Origin of the sequence: Nocardia sp. CA-119907 (assembly GCF_050955995.1) — a bacterium.
Taxonomy (GTDB): Bacteria; Actinomycetota; Actinomycetes; order Mycobacteriales; family Mycobacteriaceae; genus Nocardia.
In genome coordinates, this window is the sequence record NZ_CP192091.1 from 282,184 (window position 1) to 304,547 (window position 22,364).

The following is a 22,364-nucleotide window of genomic DNA, read 5'->3' on the forward strand; positions in this document are numbered from 1 at the left end:
CGGTTGGGCGAAATGTCGCGGGTCTGGCAGCAGAATCGGGTTCATGACCTTGGAGAACCGTGGTGTGCGCCGGGGATTGCCGCTGTGCCCGGGGCGGTGTTGATATGCGGGTGCTATTGACCGGGGCGGCCGGGTTCATCGGGTCGCGGGTGCATCGGGCGTTGGTCGATGCGGGGCACGATGTGGTCGCCGTCGACGTGATGTTGCCCGCCGCGCACGGGGTCGGTGCCCGAGCGCCGGAGCACGTGCGGGTGGTCGATGTGCGGGATCCGGATGCGTTGGATTCGGCATTGCGCGGGGTCGATGTGGTGTGTCATCAGGCGGCGGTGGTGGGGGCCGGGGTCAGTGCGCAGGACGCGCCCGCCTACGCGAGCCATAACGACCTCGGAACGGCGGTATTGCTCGCGGCGATGGATCGGGCCGGATGTCGGCGTTTGGTATTGGCGTCGTCGATGGTGGTCTATGGGGAGGGACGGTATCGGGGCGTGCGGCCCGGGGCAGTCGAGGTCGGGGTGCGCAGGCGGGGAGATCTCGAGAAAGGGATGTACGAGCATCGGGATCCGGATTCCGACGCGGTGCTGAGTTGGGAGGCGGTACCCGAGAGCGCGCCGCTGCGGCCGCGCAGTCTTTATGCGGCGGCGAAGGTGGCGCAGGAGCATTACGCGGCCGCGTGGGCCGCGGTGACCGATTCCGGAGTGACCGCGCTGCGCTATCACAATGTCTACGGTCCCGATATGCCGAGGGATACACCGTATTCCGGTGTCGCGGCGATATTCCGGTCCGCATTGGAGGCGGGAAAACCGCCGCAGGTATTCGAGGATGGCGGGCAGGCACGGGATTTCGTCCATGTCAGCGATATCGCGGCGGCGAATCTCGCGGCGGTCGAATATCCGCACACCGGGTTCCTGCCGCTCAATATCGCCTCGGGACGGCCGATCACCATCGGCGCGGTCGCCACGGCCCTCGCCGCGGCTCGCGGCGGGCCGGAACCGGAGATCACCGGCCGCTATCGACCCGGTGATGTGCGCCATATTGTCGCCAGTCCCGAACAGGCGCAACGCACTCTGGGATTCACCGCGCAGGTGGATCCGCTCGACGGCCTGGCCGAATTCGCCTTCGCACCGCTGCGCGCGGTCGCCGGGGCGGGAGCGCCGCTGATGTGACTCAGTTTCCGCTGAGGGGCAGCCGAACTTCGAAGCGGCAGCCCTGGTCCCGGTTCTCGGCGGTGATATCGCCGTGGTGGGCTTCGACCAGTCCGGCGGCGATCGCGAGGCCCATACCGCTTCCGGAGGACACGCCGTCGGAGGCGACGGGGGAGCGGGCGGCGGTGCCGCGGTAGGCGACCTCGAAGATGCGCGGCAGGTCCGCCTCGGCAATACCCGGTCCGGTGTCGTCGACCCGCGCCCACGCCTGGCCGCCTGCGGTGCCAGCGGAGATCGCGACCTGGCCGCCGGGCGGGGTGTGGGCAATGGCATTGGAGACGAGGTTGGTCAGTACCCGGCCGAGGGCGCGGTCGCTGGCCGCGACGACGATTTCGGACTCGGGTTGTTCGGCGCGCAAGAGCACCTTGGCGCGCTCGGCGTTCGGGCGGTTGGCGGCGAGCACTTCATCGATCAGCTCGCGCAGATCGACCGGCTCCAGTTCCAGTCGCAATGCGCCGGCATTGATCTTCGACATCTCGAACAGATCGTCGACCATGACCGAGAGCCGATCCGTCTCGCGCACAATCTGTTCGGCGTAGCGGGCCACCTCGGCGGTGCCGGTGAGCACGCCGTCCGAAAGTCCCTCGGCCATGGCGCGAATGCCGGCCAGCGGGGTCCGCAGATCGTGACTCACCCAGGCGACGAGTTCTCGGCGGGAGCGTTCGGCCATCCGTTCCTGTTCGCGGATCTGCTTTTCCCAGACCGTCTTTCGGGCCTGCTCCCGCCCGAGCAGCAGGGCGGCGGGTACGGTGACCGCCGCGACCACCGCGAGTACGACGGCGGTGCGCTCCAGTTCGTCGGTGAACATCAACCCGCTGACCCCGATGACGCCCGCCAGCGTGGACAGGGTCGGGATCAGCACCAGCACCGCCATGCTGGTGGTCATGGAACGGTTGCTGGTGGCGCGCAGGATCACCGCGCCGAGGGCGACGATCGGGAGCGAACACACGAGTGCGTAGGCAATCAGCTGGACGGTGTCTTCAGGCACTGGATTCTCCATTCCGACCCCAGATATAGCCGCGACCCCACACCGTCTCGATGCGGTGCCGGTCGCCGAGTTTCGCGCGCAACCGCTTGATATGCACAGTGACGGTGGACAAATCGCCGAAATCCCAGCCCCACACCTTGGCCAGCAGTTCCTCGCGGCTGAACACCTGGTGTGGATGGCGCAGCAGGAACACGAGCAGATCGTATTCGCGCGCGGTCAGATCCACCGGCACTCCGTCCACCAGCGCCGACTGCGAATCCGGCCGCACCTCGACGGCACCGTCGCGCAGCACCTCCGCACCCGGCTGCCGTACTGCCTGCGAACGCCGCAGCACCGAGGCGACCCGCAGCGCGAGTTCGCGGGCACTGAACGGTTTGGTGACATAGTCATCGGCGCCCGCCTCCAGGCCGAGTACCCGATCGTCCTCGTCGCCGAGCGCGGTGAGCAGGATGATCGGGGTGTCCGGCCGCGGGCCCGAGCGCACCGCGCGGCAGATCTCGATGCCGTCGGGAGCGGGCATCATGACATCGAGGACGGCCAGTTCGACGGGGTCGCCGGTGGGGTCGGTCAGTTGGGCCATGGTCGAGGGACCGTCGGCGGTCTCCACGACGGTCAGCCCGTCACGTTCGAGATAGCGCCGCACCACATCACGGACCAGTGGGTCGTCATCGGCGATCAGAATGCACATGGCTTACCAATTCGTCAGGATCGTGTGGGCGAGTACCAGGGTGCCGAGCGCTTGGACGAATAGCCAGACTCGGACAGTGGACCGCGGCAGAAACGCGGTCGCGGCCATGAGCCAGATGTCGAACGGCAGCCAGATGCGCTCGGTCTCCGCCTTGCTCAGGCCACTGAGGTCTGCCACCAATATCGCGCACAAACCAGCCGCCACCAAGAGCGCGGTCGGATCGCCTGGTTCGCGCGGGTGCGAGAGCGTGCGCGGTATCCCGGCGGCGGTGGCCAGGCCGACCGCGCAGACGGTGGCGGCGAGGTTCGCCCACACCCAGTACGCATAGGGACGCTCGGTGGCGATGCCCTGGTAGTAACGCTCGACCACCAGGTGATACCCGTCGAGCCACCAGAAGCCGGCCATGGTGAAGGCCGCCGCGACGAGCAGCGCGCCGAGTAGCGCGGGCAGCAGCGGTCGGGCGGTTCGGCCCGCGATCAGGACCGCGACGGCCGGTACGGCCATGATGACGAGGCCGTAGCTGAGATAGATTCCCAGGCCGAAGAGCACACCGGAAGCCACGGCGATCCACCGGCGTCGCGGCTGCCCGACGGCGATCGCCAGCAGTGCGACCGCCCACGCCGTCACACCGGCGAATACCGCATCGGCGGAGACCGCGATCCATACCGCGGCCGGCGCTATCGTCAAGAACGGCAGGGCCTTTCGGGCCCGGTCCTCGACACCGAATGCCCGCAGCGTGACCGCGACCGCGACAATCGCGCTCGATCCGATGAGCAGGCAGGCCAGTCCGGCCCAGCCGCCGCCGCCCAGGCCGATGCGATCGAGCAGTACGAAGAACAGCAGTGCGCCGGGTGGATGCCCGGACACGTGGGTGGTCCACGAATCCGGTTGGAAGTCCAGGATGCGGCCGGAGAAGCCGCGCAGCATCGCCGGGATATCGCGGACACCGGGCACCTCGTGCAGATACTCGTGCGTGGTGGTGAGCCGTCCGGCGAATCCGCGCTGCCAGCCGTCGATCATCGCCAAGGCGAACGCCCAGGTCACGGTGGTCAGCCAGGACAGGGTCAGCAGGCGTCGCCAGGGCAATCGCTCGGCCAGCGCGGGACCGAACCGGATGACCAGTATCGCGACCGCGATGGCCGGTACCGAACCCCAGCCGACGTGCGTCAACCAGTCGCCGAAGAGCGGCGCCGCACCCGCGTAGAGCTTGCTGCGCCAGTGTTCGCTGGCAATTCGCGGGATAGTGAATGCTGCCAATACGAGCGCAGCGGCGATGCCCGCGCCAACCAGCTCGCCCGATAACCGGCCCCGTGGGCGCGGCACAGCCTCCGTCACGTCATGCACGAACCTCACGATAGGGCCGCAGCGCCCGAAAAACCGGTGCTCGAGGGGTTCCGGGCATTGATGTCACTGTTTCGTCAGGAGTTTCGCCGCATCGATTCGGCACTGCGTGGCTTAGCGTCGAAACCGTGACCGAGACCTTCCACATCCCCGACGGCGTGACCGTGGTCATCCCGTGCCGGGACGAAGCTGAAGCGTTGCCAGCCGTGCTCGCCGCCATTCCGGCGGGATTCCATGCGCTGGTGGTGGACAATGGCTCGACCGATGCGACGGCCGAGGTGGCACGCCGGTACGGCGCTGCCGTGGTATCCGAGGCGCGGCCCGGGTACGGGGCCGCGGTGCAGGCCGGAATCGCCTCCGCCGGTACGGATTTGGTCGCCTTTCTGGATGGCGACGGATCGATGGATCCGGGTGAGCTGCCGCCGCTGGTCGACTTGGTGCGTGCGGGTGCGGATCTCGCCGTCGGACGGCGCAAGCCGGTGCGTCGGGGTGTGTGGCCGTGGCATGCGCGACTGGGCAATCTCGTCATCGCCGGGCGGCTGCGCCGCCGCTACGGGCTGCCCGTGCACGATATCGGTGCCATGCGGGTGGCCCGCCGTGCGGCGCTGCTGTCCCTCGGCCCGCTGCACAGCCGCTCCGGCTATCCACTGCACCTGCTGATCGGTGCGGCAGGTGCGGGCTGGCGGGTGGTCGAGCGCGATATCGCGTATCGGCCACGGGCCGGCGGTGTTTCGAAGGTGTCCGGATCATGGCTCGGCACCCTGCGTGCCACCCGGGACTTCCTGGCGGTGCTGCGATGAACTACGGCCGCCCGTCGCCCGTGGCCGCGACACTGCTCGTGCTGGCCAAGGCCCCGATTCCCGGACTCGCCAAAACCCGTCTGACACCACCGCTTTCGCCGCGTGACGCGGCCCGGGTCGCGGCGGCAGCACTGCTGGACACCTTGGAATCGGTGTCGCGCAGTCCGGTCGCGCACCATGTCGTCGCGTTCACCGGGGCGCTCGCCGACGCCGAATGCGCCGATGAGGTGGCAAGGGTGTTGGCCGATTTCGAGGTCATCGCGCAGCGCGGCGCATCCTTCGGCGAGCGCTTGGCCAATGCCCACGCCGATGCCGCACGATACGGAGTGCCGGTGCTGCAGATCGGCATGGACACACCGCAGATCGGCCCGGATGTCCTGACCTGGGCCGCTCGCGAGCTGGTCCTGCGCGGTGACGCACTGCTCGGTCCCGCCGAGGACGGCGGCTGGTGGGCGCTCGGGCTGCCGACGCCGCGGGCGGCTCGCACGCTGGTCGAGGTGCCCATGTCGACCGACCGGACCGGCGAACTCACCCGAGATGCCATGCTGCGCTGCGATCTGCGGGTGCGTGCGCTGCCGCGCTACCACGATGTCGACACCTTCGCCGACGCCCTGGAGGTGGCCGCCGCATCCGACGGACGGTTCGCCCGGTTGGTCCAGCACCTGCACCGCTCCGTACTGGCACCCCGATGAGCGGTATCGATATCTTCGATCTGGCGCTGGCGGGCGAGGACTGCTGGGTACGCGATACCGATGGCCGACGCCATCGGCTGCGGACCCGGCGCTGGTTGGGTTTCGACGCTGCCGACAGCCGCGCCGATACCGCGCTGACCTGCTGCTGCGACGGACCGACTGTGGACCTGGGATGTGGTCCGGGACGGCTGGTCACCGCATTGCTGCGGCGCGGTGTCGTCGCACTCGGGGTCGACATCTCGCCGATGGCCGTCGCGGCCACCAGATTTCGCGGTGCACCGGCATTGCGGCGCGACCTGTTCGGACCGCTGCCCGGGTCCGGCCGCTGGTCCTATGCGATTCTGGCGGACGGCAATATCGGCATCGGCGGCGATCCGGTGCGCATGTTGACCCGCGCGGGTGAACTGCTCGCCCGCGATGGCATCGCGGTGGTCGAATTCGCCCGCCCCGGAACCGGTGTGGTGGCGCATCCGATCCGGCTGGAAACGAGAACCCGGGTGGGGGAATGGTTTCCGTGGGCGCGCGTGGGTGTGGAGCGTGCCGAGGACCTGGCCGGCGCGGCGGGATTTCGCCTGCTGGCGGCCATGGAGGTGTCCGGTAGATACATCGGGTGGCTGCGTTGGGGTGGACATTCGATGCAGACGGTGAGCAGGGCGTCATGACGAAGACTCGAGGCACGATGCTCCGACCCAGTGCGGTGGTGCGCCCGGCACATCGTCTCGTGACTGTGCTGCGGTCGTTGCGAGTCCGCGCGAACGTTGGTACCGCGGCGGTGCGCCCGACATCCGCACGTGGACCCGAGGTCGCGAGTCGCGTTGGCATCGCCCTCGGCACCGCGATCCTGGTCTGCTTCGTGACCGGTCTATTGAGTCACTGGATCCAGCATCCGCCGAGCTGGTTCTGGTGGCCCGCCCATCCCGTCTGGCTGTACCGGGTCACCCAGGGCACCCATGTGATCGCGGGTGTCGCCGCCATTCCTCTGCTGCTGGTGAAGCTGTGGGCGGTATACCCAAGGCTGTTCCGGCGTCCGATCATCGGTTCGCCCTTGCGCATGCTCGAACGCGGTTCCATCGCCCTGCTCGTCGGCGCGACGATCTTCCAACTGTCGACCGGACTGCTCAATATCGCCCAGTACTACCCGTGGAAATTCTTCTTTCCCACCGCGCATTACGCCATGGCCTATCTCGCCGTCGGCGCTCTCGCGGTGCATTTGGCGGTCAAACTGCCCGTTATCCGCGACGCACTGCAACGCCCGCTGACCGACCCCGGAGTCGAATCCCCGGCCGAGTTCACCGGATCCCAGCTCGAATCCAGTACCCCGCCGACGATCGGGACTCCAGGGCAAACGACGCCGGAGACCAGACCTCCCATTTCGCGTCGCGCGGTACTGACCGGCGCGAGTCTTGCCGCCGTTGCCGCGGGCTTGGCCGTTGCCGGACAGACCGTCCCCTTCCTGCGCTGGGCCGCCGTGCTGGCGCCACGCAGTGGGCATGGGCCGCAAGGGGTTCCGGTCAATCGATCGGCCGCCGCGGCGGGCGTCGATGAGCGGGCCCGCGATGCCGAGTACCGGCTGACGGTGACGGTGGGCGATCGGCAGCGCCAGTTCACCCGAGACGAACTGCTTGCCCTGCCACAGACCCGGGCCAGCCTGCCGATCGCCTGTGTCGAGGGCTGGAGTGCGGGTGCCGACTGGTCCGGCGTTCGCCTGCTCGACCTGCTGGCGGCGGTCGGGAACTATCCAGGCGGCGATGTGCGATTCAGCTCCCTGGAGCAGACCGGCATCTACGGCAGTTCCGTTCTCCCGCAACGTCATGTCGTCGACGCGAGCACATTGGTCGCCTTGACCATCAACGGCGAAACCCTCGACCTCGATCATGGCTATCCCTGCCGCCTCATCGCCCCCAACCGGCCCGGCGTTCTGCAAACGAAATGGCTGTCCGAAATCGAGGTTCTGTCATGACGGCGGTCCGCATCCTGCTGCTCATCCTCGGCGTCTGGCTCGGCTGGTACGGCATCAGCGGCCTATTCGATCTGCCGCCAACCGATCTCGCCTCCGTCGCGATCTGGTTCGCGGGCGGCATCCTGGTCCACGACGCGGTCTTCGCCCCGGTCTGCGCGGCTTTCGGACTGACCGCCCGCCGCCTCCTTCCACCTACCTGGTGGGCAGTCACCGCCAGTGGTGCCATCTGCTCGGTGGCCCTCGTCCTGATCGCCCTTCCGGTGCTCGACCGTCGCAACACCATGCCGAGTAATCCGACCGTGCTGGACCGCGACTACCCCCTCGGGCTGACGGTCGCCCTGCTGCTCGTGTGGTCCTTGGTCCTCACTGCCCACGCCATGACGAACCGCTCCGGCCGACGGCATGCCCGCATCCGGAAAGGAGACCTTCGGACTCCGCGAGCGGCGAAGACCGGACCATAGCCGGTGCGCACTAGTTGCGCGGCAGGGCGAAGAGCGACGGATCGCAGTGGAGTCGAGTCCGTCGCAGGGACGCGCTACCGCAAGCTCACTTCCAGGACGGCAGGACTCGGGACCACCCGACGAGCCGGGCGAGCACGGCAGGGGCCGATCCGGTGACGGTGTTGTCGGGAGTGCCGCTGCCGACGCGCGAACACGCTGAGCGCCCAGGCTCATTTCCAAGAGGGAAGTACCGGGAGCGCTCCACTCAGATCCGCCCCTTCGGATCGCCCGAGGAGCCAGGCGAGCACATCGGAGGCGGAGCCCGTGATCGTGTGATCCGGGGACCCCGTGCCGATGGTGGCGGTGAAATCGGAATCGGTGGTGTGCACTTCGAATGCGGGTGCCGGGTCGGGTGCCGCGGCAATGGCTTTGGTCAGATCCGCGGTGGCCCGGGGCAGCAGACGGGCGACGAATTCACTCGGCCAGTGGGCAGGTAGGTAAGCGGCGGCCAGATCGACATGGTGGATCTCTACCTCCTGCAGCCGCATCCAGATGACCTCGGTCGCCGGAATCGGCCTGCCCTGCCGAGTGCGCACGGTCGCCGTCCAGGCCTCCGCAGGCGTGGTCTGGGCCAGCGCGAGCCAGCGGTTCGCCGCGGCTTCGTTATCGGCCAGCTGCTCGCCGAGCGGCCGCGGCGCACCCGCTTCGATATCCGAGTCCCGAAGGAACATGCTTGCGTACTGCGGAGTTTCGACTCCGGTGCGCGCCCACAGCAACAGATTGACCAGACTGTCGGCATTGCGCGCCAGATGCGCCAGCACATGCCCCCGGCTCCAACCGGGCAGCAGCGAGGGCACGCTCACATCGTCCTCGAGACCACGAACGGTCTCGAACAGCCGTGCCGTGGCCTCGGCAACGGTCTCGAGCTGAACCGTGGTCTCCGCAGCATCGCTGGTCACCCGTCCGACCCTAGCGATTCAGCACCGGCCCCGCCCGAGAAACCGCGTCACGGCGCTATTCGCCGACGATCGCGTCGGCCTCGATTTCCACCAGCAGCGCGGGCGTGATCAGCGCCTTGATCTCGTACATCGACGCGGCCGGACGGATATCGCCGAATACTTCCGCGTGCGCCTTGGCGACCTCGGGCCAGCGCGAGATATCGGTGACGAAGATGCGGGTCCGAACGACATCGGCCAGACTCGCACCGGCGTCGGTGAGTGCGGATGCGATGCGGCGCAGGGTTTCCCTGGTCTGTTCGCCGATATCGGCGCCGCCGACCGCATCGCCGCCGGGCAGCGAGGCGGTGGTGCCGCTCACCACGACCGTATTGCCGACGCGGACCGCGCGCGAGTAGCCGACGATATCCTCGAACTCCGAACCCGAAGCGATATTCACGCGATCACCCATGGCGACAGCATGACATCAACTGGTCATTCGGCCGTAGGGCTTTTGTCGGATGTACGCGGTAGGCAGACACGGTGAAAGCGCACACCCGTATTACCGCCGTCGCCGTCCTCTGCATCGGCGTGCTGGCCGCAGGCTGCTCGTCCTCGGACGGTAAGGCCGATTTCACCGTGGCCAAGGATCAGCCGCTGGTGATCTCCCTCGACGATCTGCTGGCCGCCACGGGGGGCAGCGCCGCCGTGACGATCGCCGATCCGGAACACGGCACGCTGACCCGCCGCCTCGACGGCGCACTGGTCTACCAGCCGAAGCCCGGCTACACCGGCACCGACGAGTTGAAGGTCGGCACCACCGACGCGGTTCGCCTGTACACCACCGATCTTCCGCCGCTCGGCGAATTCGGCGGCACCACAGTGCAGGCCAGCGGCTACGGCTCGGCGTGGACACCGGTGCCCGGCGCACCGGGCGAGTTCTACGGCCTCACCGACCGCGGCCCCAATGTGGACGGTCCCGGCAAGAACGAGAAGCTCACGCCGACACCGGGCTTCGTGCCCAAGATCGGCCGGTTCAAACTGGTCGGCAATCGCGCGGTGCTGCAGTCGACGATCGAGTTGCACACCGCCAACGGCACCCCGTTCAACGGTCAGGTGGATATCGCGGCCAGCACCGGCGAGACCATCAAGGACCTCGCCGGAAATGTGCTGCCACCCACCGACCACGGCCTCGACCCCGAGGGGCTGGTCGCCCTGGCCGACGGCACCTTCTGGGTCTCCGATGAATACGGTCCGTTCCTGGTGCATTTCGACGGCAAGGGCACCGAGTTGGAGCGCCTCGGTCCGGGCGCCGGTCTGCCCAAGGAGCTTTCGCTGCGCACCCCGAACCAGGGCATGGAGGGTCTGACCATCACCCCGGACGGCGGCACGCTCGTCGGTGTGGTGCAGAGCGGTCTGAAAACCCCCGACCTGGACGGTTCGGCCAAGGATGTGCCGATGACCCGCATCGTGACCGTCGACCTGAAGACCAAGACGGTCAAGGAATTCGTGCTCCCGCTGCAGGATCCGAAGAGCACCAAGGTCGCCGACTCCGAGATCACCGCGCTCAGCGCCACCACCTTCCTGGTCGACGAGCGCGACGGCAACCTGCCCCCGAAGGCCGATAAGAAACTGTGGACCGTCGATATCTCCGGCGCCACCGATGTCGGCCCGGAGTCGAAGGTCGCGGGCGCGCACTACGATCCGGAACGCGGCGGGCTCCAGATCGACGGCAAGCCACTGGAGACCCTGGTCGGCACCGTCTCGACGAACGACGGCGTCGCGGCGTTGCGGAAGGCGGGCGTCACTCCCGTCGCCAAGACCGCGAACCTGGACTTCACCGGGCTGATCACCGGCCTGAACGCGGACGGCAAATTCTACGGTCACGACAAGATCGAGGGCGTCGCCACCCTGGACGGCGGTAAGACCCTCTACATCGCCAACGACAGCGATTTCGGCCTCGCCGCCGGCAAGGGCGAGCAGCCGCCCTTCGGCCTGAAGCCCAAAACGCTGCCCAACGGTCTGCAGGACTCCGGCGAAATCCTCCAGGTCGACACCACCAAACTGCCCGCGAAGGTCGATTCACACACCGTCAGGATCAAGGTCGGCTGAACCGGAATCACCCTCGATCCACTCGCGGCCTTCCAGAATCACCGCCGCCGCCAACGTGATCAACCACAGCGACATCGATCCGACCTGGATCCGCTGGGCGATCCCGAGTGCGTAATTGCCGGTCAGGTTGTCGGCGACCAGCATCCATATGGTCGCCGCCGACCCGATCACCAGTACCACCAGTCCGACCTCGCGCAGTATTCGCCAGCGGTGATAGCGGAACGCGGCCAGGCTGAACGCGAAGGTCGCGATGGCGATGGCGGTAACCGCGATGGTGCTGGTCAGCGCATGCGGCTGATGTAGCTGCGGGAACAGTTCGCTGCCACCGCCGCCGCATTCGGCGTTGTTCTCCGGGGTGCAATCACGCAGCGGCAGCAGTACGTCGCCGACGGTCGCGGCGCCGAAGCAGAACAGCGCGACCCAGCCGATGGTGGTGAATCTGCGGCGCGGAAACAACAGCAGCCCGGCGATCGCCGCTGGCATCAGCAGCACACCTACGATCTTGTCCGCAGTGGCGAATACCTCGCGGTGCGGTTTGCCCTCGGCATCGAGCTCACTGAGGAACGAGTTCACCGGATCGACATCGATCTTCAGTACGAACTCGAGCAACCAGGACGAATAGCAGAGTCCGGCGATCGCGATCGCCGCCGCGATGAGCCCGCAGGCCACCAGGACGTGTCGTTCGGCGATCCTCCGGCGATCAATCACTGGACCATTCTCCGCCTCCTCGCTGGTCCGGTGTTCAACAGTAGGTCAGTGTGTCCTAACCGACAGCTCTTTCGCACACCTCATTACCAACTCGGACACAGGCTTCTGTCAGGTCCGTTCGCGATGCTCGGTAGACCTGAGGAGGTTCCCATGATCGGATTCGCAACGGCCATCGCCGGGTTCATGGTGCTGGCGGTAATGGCGGTGTCGGGCTACCTGGCCGCGCACGCGCCGCACACGCTGGTTCGGGTGCGGCACCGCCGCTAGCGACGGCGTGTCGGTGTCAGTTGGCTCGCTCGGCCAGGGCGGCCTGGACCCGGTCGGCCGCCGTGGCCGCGTCCTCGTGTTCCCATATCCGCACCACCTGCCACCCCGCCGCGGCCAGCGCCGCATCGGTGGCCCGGTCGCGAGCGACATTGCCGCGCAACTTGTCCGCCCACCACTGCGAGTTGTTCTTCGGATCGGTCGCGTGCTGCGGACAGCGATGCCAGAAACATCCGTCGACATAGACCGCGACCCGTAACCGCGGGAATACCAGATCCGCGCGCCGACGCTGCCCGCGCAGCGGCGCGCGGTCGACGAAATAACGCAGTCCGCGCCGGTGCAGTTCCCGGCGCAACGCGAGTTCGGGTCCGGTTCCGGCGCGCCGTTGGCGGGCCATCCGCGCACTCGTCGCGGCATCGGTCGGCGGACGCCGATTCGTGGTCATGACGGATCGCACCTCATGCCGCCCAGCCGCCCATGCGATCGAGATGACTCTCCACATCCGCCAGAAATCCGGGCGGAAACCGTAGATTGCCCATTCCGGTGCGGCGCAGGAATCCTGCGGTGGCGCGTGCGGAGAGCAGCCGCGCGTCGGTGAGGAAGTGGTGTAGATCCTCATACGGCTCGTGTACCGGCCAGGTCGAGACCGGTAGCCGGTAGGCGGCGCCCGCCCGGCCCCACGCCGCGACCGGCCACGGCCGTCCCGCCGGCAGCGGCTCATCGCCCGGAATCGGCTCGCCCGGTGCGGCCAGCCGGGCGCCGACCCAGGACGCCATCCGCACACTCACCGCATTGCCGATCAGCTTCCACCGGTGCCCGTGCCGGATCCCGGGTACGGAGGTCGCCGGTTCGGTCCAGTCGGGGGCGAAGCCCTGCAGCCGCTCACCGTCCACGATGCCCGGCGTGACGATCTCGCCCGAGGGCAACCGCACCGCGGGCGGACTCGCGATGCCCAGCGCCGAACCGCCCTTGAGCGTCGGGATCGCGTTCACCGCCCAGCCGAGTCCGCGCACGCCCTCGGTCCAGTAGAAGCCGCACGGATCCTGTTCCGGGTCACCGAGATCGAGCGATCCGGCGTCATCGGCGAACAGCACCCGGCGCGGATCCTCGGTGCGCGAGGCCAGCATCAGCACTCGCTGGCGACGCTGTGGCAGCCCGAACGCCCGGGCGTCGACCACCCGGTATGCCCAGGTGTAGCCGAGTTCCTCCAGCGCGCCGGTGATATGCCGCATGGCCGCACCGCGACCCAGCTGCAGCATGAACGGCACATTCTCGATCAGCAGCCAGCGCGGCCCGCGCTGGCGGCGCACCAGCCGGAACACCTCGTCCACGAGTCCGGAGCGTTTTCCGGTGATGCCAGCGGTGCGCCCGGCCTGGGATAGGTCCTGGCACGGAAATCCGGCGGCGACCAGTTCGGTACCCGCGGGCAGCGCGCGCAGCCGAGTGATGTCGGCGTGCAATGGAATTCCGGGAAAGCGCGCCGCGAGCACCGCCTGCGCACCGGGATCGATCTCGCAGAGCAACTCGGTATGCCAACCGTGGCTGCCGAGGCCGAGCTCCAGCCCGCCGATACCGGCGAACAGCCCGACCATCCGCCCGCCCGTCACAGTCTTCCCTTCTCACGGTTGCTCGCGGATCGCTCGGAACCACCAGCGCTGCGTCTCCGTGAGCAGGTTACTCGAGCGGTCATCGCCTCGACCTGGCGACGGCCACGGTAGTGTGTCGTGCACTCGATCCGATCGGTTGCCCCGGTAATGCTCACGGTCGAATCGCGTAGGCACGGCCGTTCGACGGCAGCAGGCATTCTTCGAGCTTCCGCTTCTGCTGACCCTTCCGGCGCTCCAGCGTCGACGCGCAGTTCCCGGTCTATCCCAACGTGTGACGCCAGGAAAGTGAGCGAAATGCAGATTCCGTCTACCAAGAACGGGAACTATCCCGACGTGGTCGTGACCAGTCTGGCGGCGACCACATCGATCGCCGGTGATGTCGACTCCACCTGGAAGGGGTTGCTCAATGGCGAGAGCGGCATCGATGTGCTCGATGACAGCTTCATCGAGCAGTTCGAACTACCGGTGCGCATCGGCGGACACCTGAAGGTCGAGCCGTCGCAAAACCTCACCCGGCAGGAGGCGCAGCAGCTGTCGTATGTGGAACAGATGGCGCTGATGCTGGCGCGTGAGGTCTGGCGCAATGCGGGCAGTCCGGAGGTGGACAGGAACCGGCTCGGAGTGGCCATCGGCACCGGACTCGGTGGCGGCGAATACATCACCGACGCGCGGGACCGTTTGCACAACGGCGGCTACCGCAAGGTGTCGCCGCTGACGGTGCAGCGCATCATGCCGAACGGTTCGGCCGCCTGCGTCGGCATGGAACTCGGTGCGCGCGCGGGCGTGGTCACCCCGGTCTCGGCCTGCTCGTCGGGTTCGGAGGCGATCGCCAATGCCTGGCAGATGATCGTCATGGGCGATGCCGACATGGTGGTCACCGGCGGAGTCGAGGGCTCCATTCAGGCGTTGCCGATCGCGGCGTTCACCATGATGCGCGCGATGAGCACCCGCAACGGGGACCCGAGGGCCGCCTCGCGACCGTTCGACAAAGACCGCGATGGATTCGTCTTCGGCGAGGCGGGCGCGATGATGGTCATCGAGACCGAGGAGCACGCCAAGGCGCGCGGCGCGACCATTCACGCACGCTTGCTGGGCGCCGGAATCACCTCTGACGCTTTCCATCTGGTCGCACCCGATATCGACGGCAAGGGTGCCGCGCGGGCGATGACCAAGGCCATGCAGAAGGCCGGAATCGCCAAGCGCGATGTCACCCATGTCAACGCGCACGCGACCGCGACCCCGATCGGCGATACCGCCGAGGCGCAGGCCATCAATGCCGCCGTCGGCGACCACGCGTCGGTCTACGCGCCGAAATCCGCGCTCGGCCATTCGATCGGAGCGGTCGGGGCGCTCGAATCGGTGCTCACGGTCCTCACCGTGCGCGACAGCATCGTCCCGCCGACGCTGAATCTGGACAACCAGGACCCGGAAATTGATCTCGACGTGGTCAAGGGGCAGGCCCGACCCGGCCGAATCGATTACGCCGTCAACAACTCGTTCGGTTTCGGCGGGCATAACGTCGCGATTGCCTTCGGACGGTATTGAGCAGCGCGGGTCGGCGCACCTGCTAGCCTTCCCGACGCTTCGTTATCGACCTGTGTTCGGTGTAATCGCATGGCCTGAGCGCCTGCGTTGGCAAAAGGATGAGGCGATGATCGACGAGACCTTCGACGACTATTTGGACGATCAGGGCAATATCAAGATCCGCGACGACAAGACCCTGATCGACTTCGTCGACAAGCACAGCGCGGAGAACGGCGATGAACTCGCCTACCGCTATATCGACTACTCGCGGGAACGCGATGGCGAGTACGTCGATCTCACCTGGCACGAATTCGGCATTCGTCTGCGTGCCGTCGCGGCCCGGCTGCAGCAGGTGACGCGGCCGGGCGATCGGGTGGCCATCCTCGCCCCGCAGGGGCTGGACTATGTCGTCTCGATCTTCGCGGCGGTCTACGCGGGCAATATCGCGGTCCCGCTGTTCGATCCGGAGGAGCAGGGCCATACCGATCGACTGCGCGCGGTGCTCGGTGACTGCACGCCGTCGGCCATTCTGACCGTCGGCTCGGCCGCGAAGGGCGTGCGGAACTTCTTCCGGCATCTCCCGGTGGCGCAGCGGCCGCGCATCATCGCCGTCGACGCCATTCCGGACAGTGTCGGATCGAGTTGGGTGCGGCCGCAGATCAATATCGATAGTGTCGCTTATCTGCAGTACACCTCGGGATCCACGCGGACACCGGCCGGTGTCGAGATCACCCACCGCGCGGTCGGCACCAATCTCTTGCAAATGATCGATGCCATTGGTGTACAAGAGAATTCACGTGGTGTCACGTGGCTGCCGCTATTTCACGATATGGGTCTGCTGTCGGTGATCCTGCCGACCATCGGCGGTGGATTCATCACCATCATGTCGCCGAGTGCGTTCGTACGGCGTCCCTATCGCTGGATCAGGGAATTGGCCGCCGCCTCCGATGGCGCCGGCACCTTCGCCGCCGCGCCGAATTTCGCATACGAGCATGCCGCGGCCCGCGGTAAGCCGAAACCCGATGAGGAACTCGACCTTTCGAATGTGATCGGGTTGATCAACGGCAGTGAGCCGGTGTCGGTGTCGTCGATCCAGAAGTTCAATGCGGCGTTCGCGCCGTACGGTCTGCCCGCGACCGCGCTGAAGCCCTGCTACGGCATGGCGGAGGCGACGCTGTTCGTCTCGGCGACCAAGGCCGAGGATCAGGCCAAGGTCGTCTATGTCGATCGCCATGAGCTCAATGCGGGCCGCATGGTCGAAGTGCCCAAGGGCACCGAGAATTCGATCGCGCAGGTGTCGTGCGGCTTTGTCGCGCTATCGCAGTGGGCGGTGATCGTCGATCCGGAGACCGGTATCGAGCGCGATAACGGCGAGGTCGGCGAGATCTGGCTGCACGGCGACAATATGGGCATCGGGTATTGGGGTCGGCCGGAGGAGACCGCGGCGACCTTTCAGAACATCCTCGCCCGGCGACTACCGGAGGGCAGCCACGCGCAGGGCACCGATCCGGACGCGCAGTGGATGCGCACCGGCGATTTCGGCGTCTACCTCGAAGGCGAGCTGTACATCACCGGCCGGGTCAAGGATCTGGTGATCGTCGACGGACGCAACCACTATCCGCAAGATCTGGAGTTCTCGGCCCAGGAAGCGAGCACCGCGCTGCGGCCCGGATTCGTCGCGGCGTTCTCGGTGCCCGCGAATCAGTTGCCCCCGTTGGTCTTCGAACAGGGCAATCGTTCGGGGCTCGCCTTCGACGCCGATGACACCTCGGAGCAGTTGGTCATCGTGGCCGAGCGTGGAACCGGTGCGGCGAAACTGGATCCTGAGCCGATCGTGGATATCGTGCGCGGGGCCATCGCGCAGCGCCACGGCGTGACCGTGCGCGATATCCTGCTGGTCCCAGCCGGTTCGATTCCGCGCACCTCCAGCGGCAAGATCGCTCGACGGGCCTGCCGCGCCGCGTATTTGGAGGGCACGCTGCGTGGGGGTTATCAGCAGCAGGACTTCCCCGACGCGATGGAGCACGAGCACGCGAGCGTCTGAGTGCGGTGAATCCCGTCCGTACAATCGAAGCAGCGAATATCGGCGCCCGGTATCCGGGCGCCGATGTCGTCTGCGGGTGGTGCTGATCGGGGGGGTGCCGGGGGTCTTGACCTCGAGGTTACTCGAGGTTGTTGGCTGTTGGCGTGGCGGAAAATCGGTTGGCCGATCCCAGGACTGATGCCACCCTGAAATGTCGGACCCCGGTGCGAACATCACCGGGAGATCCGTTCGCGACACCAGCCAAACCACGGGACTACGAGGGGGAGCTTTGTCCGTCACGCTCGATACGCGGTCGGCCGATACGGAGGTCGACAGACCCGAGCGACCTGCCGCCGCGGCGTCGGGTCGCCTGCGTTCGCTGCGCCGGTTCCTGCCGCATCTGCGCCCGCATCGGGCCGCGCTGCTCGGCGCGACCGGGCTCGCGGTGGCCGCCACCCTGACCGCGATCATGATCCCGCTGGTCATCGCGCGGATCATCGACGGTCCGATTCAGCGGCGCGATTTCGCGGGTGTCGTGCTGCCGGTGCTGGTGGTGCTGCTGCTCGGTCTGGTCGAGGCGTTCGGGGTGTGGGGACGCCGGTGGCTCATCGCGAAACCGGCGGCCCAGTTCGAGATCGCCATGCGCGCCAAGATCTTCCGCAAACTGCAGACCTTGTCGATCGGACGCCACGATGCCTGGGAGTCCGGTCAGCTGCTGTCGCGCGCGATCGACGATATGAGCACCTTGAAGCGGTTCGTCGCGTTCGCGGGGCCGTTCCTGATCATCCACTGCATTGTGATCCCGGTCGGTCTGCTCGTGCTGTTCGCGCTGAACTGGCAGATCGGGCTGATCTTCGCGCTCGTCACACTGCCGCTGACATATGTCTGCCTGCGGTTCGAGCGCCGCTACGCGGTGGCCTCGCGGCGCTCCCAGGATCAGTCCGGCGATCTGGCAACCACCGCCGAGGAGTCGGCGCAGGGCATCCGGGTGCTCAAGGCGTTCGGTCGCGGTGCGTTCTTCGGCGGGCGGTTCAGCGCGCAGTCGCGGGCGCTGCAACAGACCGAACTGTTCAAGGTGCGGCTGGACGCCACACTCTGGTCGGCGATGGTGAGCCTGCCGCAGTTGGCCATCGCCTTCGCGCTCGGCTACGGCGGTTACGCCGTCGCGCACCACACCATGACACTGGGCACCCTGGTCGCCGGTATCACCCTGGCGACCTTCCTGCAGTGGCCGATCATCTGGACCGGCTTCCTGCTCGCCGAATGGAACGACGCACGCACCGCGGCCGACCGGTTCTGGGAGATCATCGACACCCCGGTCGATATCACCGATCCCGCGGATCCGGTCGCGCTGCCCGAGCGGATCGTCGGCGAATTGGCGCTGCACGGTGTGCGCTTCGGCTTTCCGGAAGCGAAAGGTGCAGTACTGCACGATATTTCGCTGAAGGTGCGGCCCGGTGAGACGGTGGCGCTCGTCGGTGCGACCGGCAGCGGAAAGACGGCGCTGCTCAATCTGATTCCGCGGCTCTACGACGTGACCGGCGGTGCCATCACCATCGACGGCATCGATATCGCGTCGATGCGGGTCACCGATCTGCGCTCGCTGGTCTCGGTGGCCTTCGAGGAGCCGGTGCTCTTTTCGGCGAGTGTGCGGGAAAACGTCGCACTCGGCGATCCGGAGGCCGGTGACGACGATGTGTGGCGCGCGCTCGATGTCGCCCAAGCCACCGATTTCGTGCGGGACCTGCCGTGGGGCCTGGACACCAGGATCGGTGAGCAGGGGCTGAGTCTGTCCGGTGGTCAGCGCCAGCGGCTGGCCCTGGCCCGTGCGGTGCTCGCGCGCGCGGGTGCAGGCGAGCGGACTCGGATCATGGTGCTCGACGATCCACTCTCCGCACTCGATGTGGAGACCGAGGAGCGCGTGCAGGAACGGCTGCGCACGGTGCTGGCCGGTGCCACCACTCTTCTCGTGGCGCACCGGCCCTCGACCGCGGCACTCGCCGACCGGGTGGCACTGCTCGCCGATGGCCGGATCATCGCCGAGGGCGCCCACGATCAACTACTGAAGACCAGCAGTCGCTACCGCGAACTGATGGGAGGTGAATCATGACCACAACCGAAACCGCTGTCCCCATCGATGATTCGGCCCAGCGCGACGAGGTCGCCGACTGGCGCGGCATCGCCAATGAGGACAAGGAGGTGACCGAGATCGGAAATCTGGTGCTGGCCGGTCGGTCCCGGCGGCTACTGCTGAGCCTGGTCCGGCCGTATCGCAAACTCGCGATCCTGGCCATGGTGCTGATCGTCCTCGACAACGCCGCGATGGTCTCGGCGCCGCTGTTCGTCGCGCACGGGCTCGACACCGGCATCGCCAAGGGGGCCGAGGGGAACTGGGTGCCATTGGCGCTCACCGTCGCCGGCTATCTGGGTGCGATCGGGCTCGGCGTCTGCACCACCTTCGTGTTCCTGCGGATCTCCGGAAAGCTCAGCCAGAGTGTGCTTTTCGATCTGCGGGTCCGGCTGTTCGCGCATATGCAGCGGCTCAGCGTCGCCTTCCACGAGCAGTACACCTCCGGCAAGGTCGTGGCCCGGCTGACCGGCGATATCGAAACGCTGCAGCAGCTGCTGGAGAGTGCGCTGAATCAGGCGCTGAGCGCCATCCTCTCGGTGCTGACCATCGCGGTGCTGCTGATCTACCTCGATCAGACCCTCGCCGCCATCGTGCTGCTCGGATTCGTGCCACTGGCGCTGGTCACCCGCTGGGCCCAGCGCAGGCAGCGGGCCGGATACCGGCGTACCCGCGGCGCCATCGCCAAGGTGGTCGTGCAGTTCGTCGAGTCGATGGGCGGCATGCGCGCGGTGCAGGCCTTCCGGCGCGAGGCCCGCAATGAATCGGTGCTGGCCGCCGAGGACGCCGAATACTTCCAGGCGACCACCGCCGCCATGCGCGGTATGGGCGACTACGCCGGACTCACCCGCCTGCTCGGCAATCTGACCACGGTGATCGTCATCGTGGTCGGCGCCTGGCAGGTCATCGAGGGCAACCTCGCCGTCGGCGTCCTCGCCGCATACCTGCTGTACCTCAACGATTTCTACGGTCCCCTCGACGAACTGGCCCAGGTCTTCAACGCTTACCAATCCGCGGCCGCCGCCCTGGAAAAGATCTCCGGCGTGCTGGAGGAGGAACCCTCGGTCAAGGAACCGAGCGACCCGGTCGCCCTGACCAAGGCAACCGGCGCCGTGCGCATGGACCACGTGTGGTTCGGCTACGGATCACCGGCCGGCGGCCCGCAGGCGCTATCGGATTCCGATGCCGTGCTCGAACTGTCGGATTCGGCTGCGCGCACTGTCGCGGAAGCCGTATCCGAAGGCTCTGGTGCAGTGCTGCCCGATGTGGCCGCCGCGAGCGCTGTGTCGGACAGCACTGGGGCGGTGGAACCCAGTGCGGCCGGGCCGATGTCGGGTGTCGGGAGGCGGGCTGATCTCGAGCCGTTGGATTCGGTTGGGCGTGCTGTTACGGGTGCGACGTCGGAGAGCTCTGGGGCGGCGGAGCCCAGCGCGGCCGGGCCGATACCTGGTGGTGCCAGGCTGGTCGATCTCGAGCCGTCGGATTCGCTTGGGCGTGCTGTCGCGGGAGCGAGGTCGGCGAGCCCTGGTGTGGTGCGGTCGAGTGTGGCTGGGCCGGGTGACGCTGCGGTGGCGGAGCTCGAAATCGTTGTGCCACAAGCTGAGGCGCGTGGCCGGGCACGTCCGGTGTTGCCGGAGTTCTCGCTGGACATCCCGGCCGGACAGGTGATCGCGCTCGTCGGTGCTACCGGTGCGGGCAAGTCCACGCTGGCCAAGCTGCTGACGCGGTTCTATGACCCCGCCGGCGGCACAGTGAGTTTGGATGGCATCGACCTGCGTCGGCTGTCCGATGTGGATCTGCGGCGCAATGTCGTGATGGTTACCCAGGAGTCGTATCTGTTCTCCGGGTCGGTGGCCGACAATATTCGGCTCGGGCGGCCGGAGGCCAGCGATGCGGAGGTGTTCGCCGCGGCACGCGCGGTCGGCCTCTACGACTTCGTCACCGCACTGCCGGAGGGTTTCGACACCGATGTGCGCAAGCGCGGCGGACGCTTGTCGGCGGGCCAGCGTCAGCTGGTGGCCTTCGCCAGGGTGTTCCTCGCCGATCCCGCGGTGATCGTGCTGGACGAGGCGACCTCGAGCCTGGACATTCCCAGCGAGCGGCTGATCCAACGGGCACTGGAAACGGTGCTGCGCGATCGCACCGCCGTGATCATCGCGCACCGGCTGTCCACGGTCGCGATCGCCGACCGGGTCCTGGTGCTGGAGTCCGGCCGGATCGTCGAGGACGGCGCGCCGGGCGAGCTGATCGCGGGCACCGGCCGGTTCGCCAGCCTGCATGCCGCGTGGCGCGAGTCGCTGGTGTAATGCCGGTGCATCGCCCGCGTCGCTTACGGTAGATACGTGACGAATCCAGCCCTCGGCCCCGACAGCCAACCGGCGGCATCCCGGTGGCCGGCGATCCTCACCTGGCGCGCGCACAACGGGTCGCGGATGGAGTCGGTCCGCGTGACCCTCAATGGCAACCGCATCCGCGCCGCCGGTCGCATGATCGGCGGCGCGTGCGCGGAACATCCCGCGTTCAGCGCCTCCTATGACCTGGTCACCGATGAGAACGGCGTCACCAAGCGCCTATCCCTACGCAGCACCACCGCCGCCGGGGAACGCCAGGCCTCCATCGCCAGGGACGAGGAGAACTACTGGCTCGTCGACGCGGGCGGCGGCCATGTCCGCTCCACCTTCGCGGGCGCCCTCGATGTCGACGTCGTGCTCAGCCCGTTCTTCAACACCCTCCCCATCCGTCGCTTCGGCCTGCAGAACGCCGTCGACGACATCCAGGTCCCGGTCGTCTACGTCCGCCTCCCCGATCTGCTCGTCCAGGAAGCCAGCCTCACCTACAGCAGCGGCGCTACCGGCATCAGTGTCCTGTCCCCGGTCTCCAGCGCCACGGTCACAGTCGACGCCGACGGCTTCCTCCTCGACTACCCCGGCCTCGCCGAACGCATCTGACCAC

20 protein-coding genes are annotated in these 22,364 nt (G+C 67.4%); 12 read left to right on the forward strand and 8 right to left on the reverse strand.

Annotation, left to right across the window (positions count from 1 at the left end; genetic code table 11):
* Positions 1–104: 104 nt before the first annotated feature.
* On the forward strand, positions 105–1,163 hold the full coding sequence (locus tag ACQP2D_RS01285) for an NAD-dependent epimerase/dehydratase family protein (RefSeq protein ID WP_433681905.1): 1,059 nt from the start codon (positions 105–107) through the stop codon (positions 1,161–1,163).
* 1 nt (position 1,164) lies between these two features.
* Here ACQP2D_RS01285 and ACQP2D_RS01290 read toward each other — a convergent pair whose 3' ends face one another.
* The 3 genes from ACQP2D_RS01290 to ACQP2D_RS01300 are packed head-to-tail and all read right to left on the reverse strand — an operon-like array spanning position 1,165 to position 4,222.
* A complete protein-coding gene (locus ACQP2D_RS01290; protein WP_433681906.1) occupies positions 1,165–2,190 on the reverse strand; it encodes a sensor histidine kinase in 1,026 nt (341 codons plus the stop codon).
* Positions 2,183–2,878 (reverse strand): response regulator transcription factor, encoded by a 696-nt coding sequence (locus ACQP2D_RS01295; protein WP_433681907.1) that lies wholly within the window; start codon positions 2,876–2,878, stop codon positions 2,183–2,185. The genes ACQP2D_RS01290 and ACQP2D_RS01295 overlap by 8 nt, the downstream gene beginning before the upstream one ends.
* A gap of 3 nt (positions 2,879–2,881) precedes the next feature.
* The gene (locus ACQP2D_RS01300; RefSeq protein WP_433681908.1) at positions 2,882–4,222 is read right to left on the reverse strand and encodes a hypothetical protein; all 1,341 of its coding nucleotides are present in this window, start codon (positions 4,220–4,222) and stop codon (positions 2,882–2,884) included.
* A 125-nt stretch (positions 4,223–4,347) separates the two neighbouring features.
* Here ACQP2D_RS01300 and ACQP2D_RS01305 point away from each other — a divergent pair, with 125 nt between their 5' ends.
* From ACQP2D_RS01305 to ACQP2D_RS01325, 5 genes are read left to right on the forward strand one after another with little or no spacing between them, the layout of a single operon-like run.
* Complete coding sequence (locus ACQP2D_RS01305) at positions 4,348–5,019, forward strand: glycosyltransferase family 2 protein (protein WP_433681909.1); 672 nt, start codon at positions 4,348–4,350, stop codon at positions 5,017–5,019.
* Positions 5,016–5,711 (forward strand): TIGR04282 family arsenosugar biosynthesis glycosyltransferase, encoded by a 696-nt coding sequence (locus tag ACQP2D_RS01310; RefSeq protein WP_433681910.1) that lies wholly within the window; start codon positions 5,016–5,018, stop codon positions 5,709–5,711. The genes ACQP2D_RS01305 and ACQP2D_RS01310 overlap by 4 nt, the downstream gene beginning before the upstream one ends.
* Positions 5,708–6,373 (forward strand): SAM-dependent methyltransferase, encoded by a 666-nt coding sequence (locus ACQP2D_RS01315; protein ID WP_433681911.1) that lies wholly within the window; start codon positions 5,708–5,710, stop codon positions 6,371–6,373. The genes ACQP2D_RS01310 and ACQP2D_RS01315 overlap by 4 nt, the downstream gene beginning before the upstream one ends.
* Positions 6,370–7,671, forward strand: a complete 1,302-nt coding sequence (locus tag ACQP2D_RS01320; RefSeq protein ID WP_433681912.1) for a molybdopterin-dependent oxidoreductase — start codon at positions 6,370–6,372, stop codon at positions 7,669–7,671. The genes ACQP2D_RS01315 and ACQP2D_RS01320 overlap by 4 nt, the downstream gene beginning before the upstream one ends.
* Complete coding sequence (locus ACQP2D_RS01325; protein ID WP_433681913.1) at positions 7,668–8,132, forward strand: hypothetical protein; 465 nt, start codon at positions 7,668–7,670, stop codon at positions 8,130–8,132. The genes ACQP2D_RS01320 and ACQP2D_RS01325 overlap by 4 nt, the downstream gene beginning before the upstream one ends.
* 209 nt (positions 8,133–8,341) lie before the next feature.
* On the opposite strand, the gene ACQP2D_RS01330 is transcribed toward ACQP2D_RS01325, so the two are convergent.
* Together ACQP2D_RS01330 and ACQP2D_RS01335 are read right to left on the reverse strand one after the other, a co-directional pair.
* Positions 8,342–9,070, reverse strand: coding sequence for a maleylpyruvate isomerase family mycothiol-dependent enzyme (locus ACQP2D_RS01330; protein WP_433681914.1), 729 nt, complete (start codon positions 9,068–9,070; stop codon positions 8,342–8,344).
* A 55-nt stretch (positions 9,071–9,125) separates the two neighbouring features.
* Positions 9,126–9,518 (reverse strand): RidA family protein, encoded by a 393-nt coding sequence (locus ACQP2D_RS01335; RefSeq protein WP_355183495.1) that lies wholly within the window; start codon positions 9,516–9,518, stop codon positions 9,126–9,128.
* Between the two features lie 71 nt (positions 9,519–9,589).
* Between ACQP2D_RS01335 and ACQP2D_RS01340 the strand changes: the two genes are divergently transcribed.
* The gene (locus ACQP2D_RS01340; RefSeq protein ID WP_433681915.1) at positions 9,590–11,158 is read left to right on the forward strand and encodes an esterase-like activity of phytase family protein; all 1,569 of its coding nucleotides are present in this window, start codon (positions 9,590–9,592) and stop codon (positions 11,156–11,158) included.
* On the opposite strand, the gene ACQP2D_RS01345 is transcribed toward ACQP2D_RS01340, so the two are convergent.
* The 3 genes from ACQP2D_RS01345 to ACQP2D_RS01355 form a co-directional block, all read right to left on the reverse strand.
* Positions 11,129–11,866: a DUF998 domain-containing protein gene (locus tag ACQP2D_RS01345; protein ID WP_433681916.1), complete on the reverse strand. Its 738-nt coding sequence runs from the start codon at positions 11,864–11,866 to the stop codon at positions 11,129–11,131. The two genes, ACQP2D_RS01340 and ACQP2D_RS01345, sit on opposite strands and share 30 nt — an antisense overlap.
* A 283-nt stretch (positions 11,867–12,149) precedes the next feature.
* Positions 12,150–12,575: a very short patch repair endonuclease gene (locus ACQP2D_RS01350; protein WP_433681917.1), complete on the reverse strand. Its 426-nt coding sequence runs from the start codon at positions 12,573–12,575 to the stop codon at positions 12,150–12,152.
* Positions 12,576–12,588: 13 nt separating this feature from the next.
* Complete coding sequence (locus tag ACQP2D_RS01355; RefSeq protein WP_433685970.1) at positions 12,589–13,722, reverse strand: DNA cytosine methyltransferase; 1,134 nt, start codon at positions 13,720–13,722, stop codon at positions 12,589–12,591.
* Between the two features lie 309 nt (positions 13,723–14,031).
* Here ACQP2D_RS01355 and ACQP2D_RS01360 point away from each other — a divergent pair, with 309 nt between their 5' ends.
* The 5 genes from ACQP2D_RS01360 to ACQP2D_RS01380 all read left to right on the forward strand — a co-directional run bounded on the left by ACQP2D_RS01360 (position 14,032) and on the right by ACQP2D_RS01380 (position 22,360).
* Positions 14,032–15,282, forward strand: coding sequence for a KasA/KasB family beta-ketoacyl-ACP synthase (locus ACQP2D_RS01360; protein ID WP_433681918.1), 1,251 nt, complete (start codon positions 14,032–14,034; stop codon positions 15,280–15,282).
* A gap of 106 nt (positions 15,283–15,388) precedes the next feature.
* Complete coding sequence (gene fadD32, locus ACQP2D_RS01365; protein ID WP_433681919.1) at positions 15,389–17,305, forward strand: long-chain-fatty-acid--AMP ligase FadD32; 1,917 nt, start codon at positions 15,389–15,391, stop codon at positions 17,303–17,305.
* A gap of 268 nt (positions 17,306–17,573) precedes the next feature.
* The gene (locus ACQP2D_RS01370) at positions 17,574–19,394 is read left to right on the forward strand and encodes an ABC transporter ATP-binding protein (RefSeq protein WP_433681920.1); all 1,821 of its coding nucleotides are present in this window, start codon (positions 17,574–17,576) and stop codon (positions 19,392–19,394) included.
* A complete protein-coding gene (locus ACQP2D_RS01375; RefSeq protein WP_433681921.1) occupies positions 19,391–21,718 on the forward strand; it encodes an ABC transporter transmembrane domain-containing protein in 2,328 nt (775 codons plus the stop codon). The genes ACQP2D_RS01370 and ACQP2D_RS01375 overlap by 4 nt, the downstream gene beginning before the upstream one ends.
* Positions 21,719–21,754: 36 nt before the next feature.
* Positions 21,755–22,360 carry a putative glycolipid-binding domain-containing protein gene (locus ACQP2D_RS01380; protein WP_433681922.1) on the forward strand — a complete coding sequence of 202 codons (606 nt, stop codon included), beginning with the start codon at positions 21,755–21,757 and terminating at the stop codon, positions 22,358–22,360.
* The last annotated feature ends 4 nt before the right edge of the window (positions 22,361–22,364 follow it).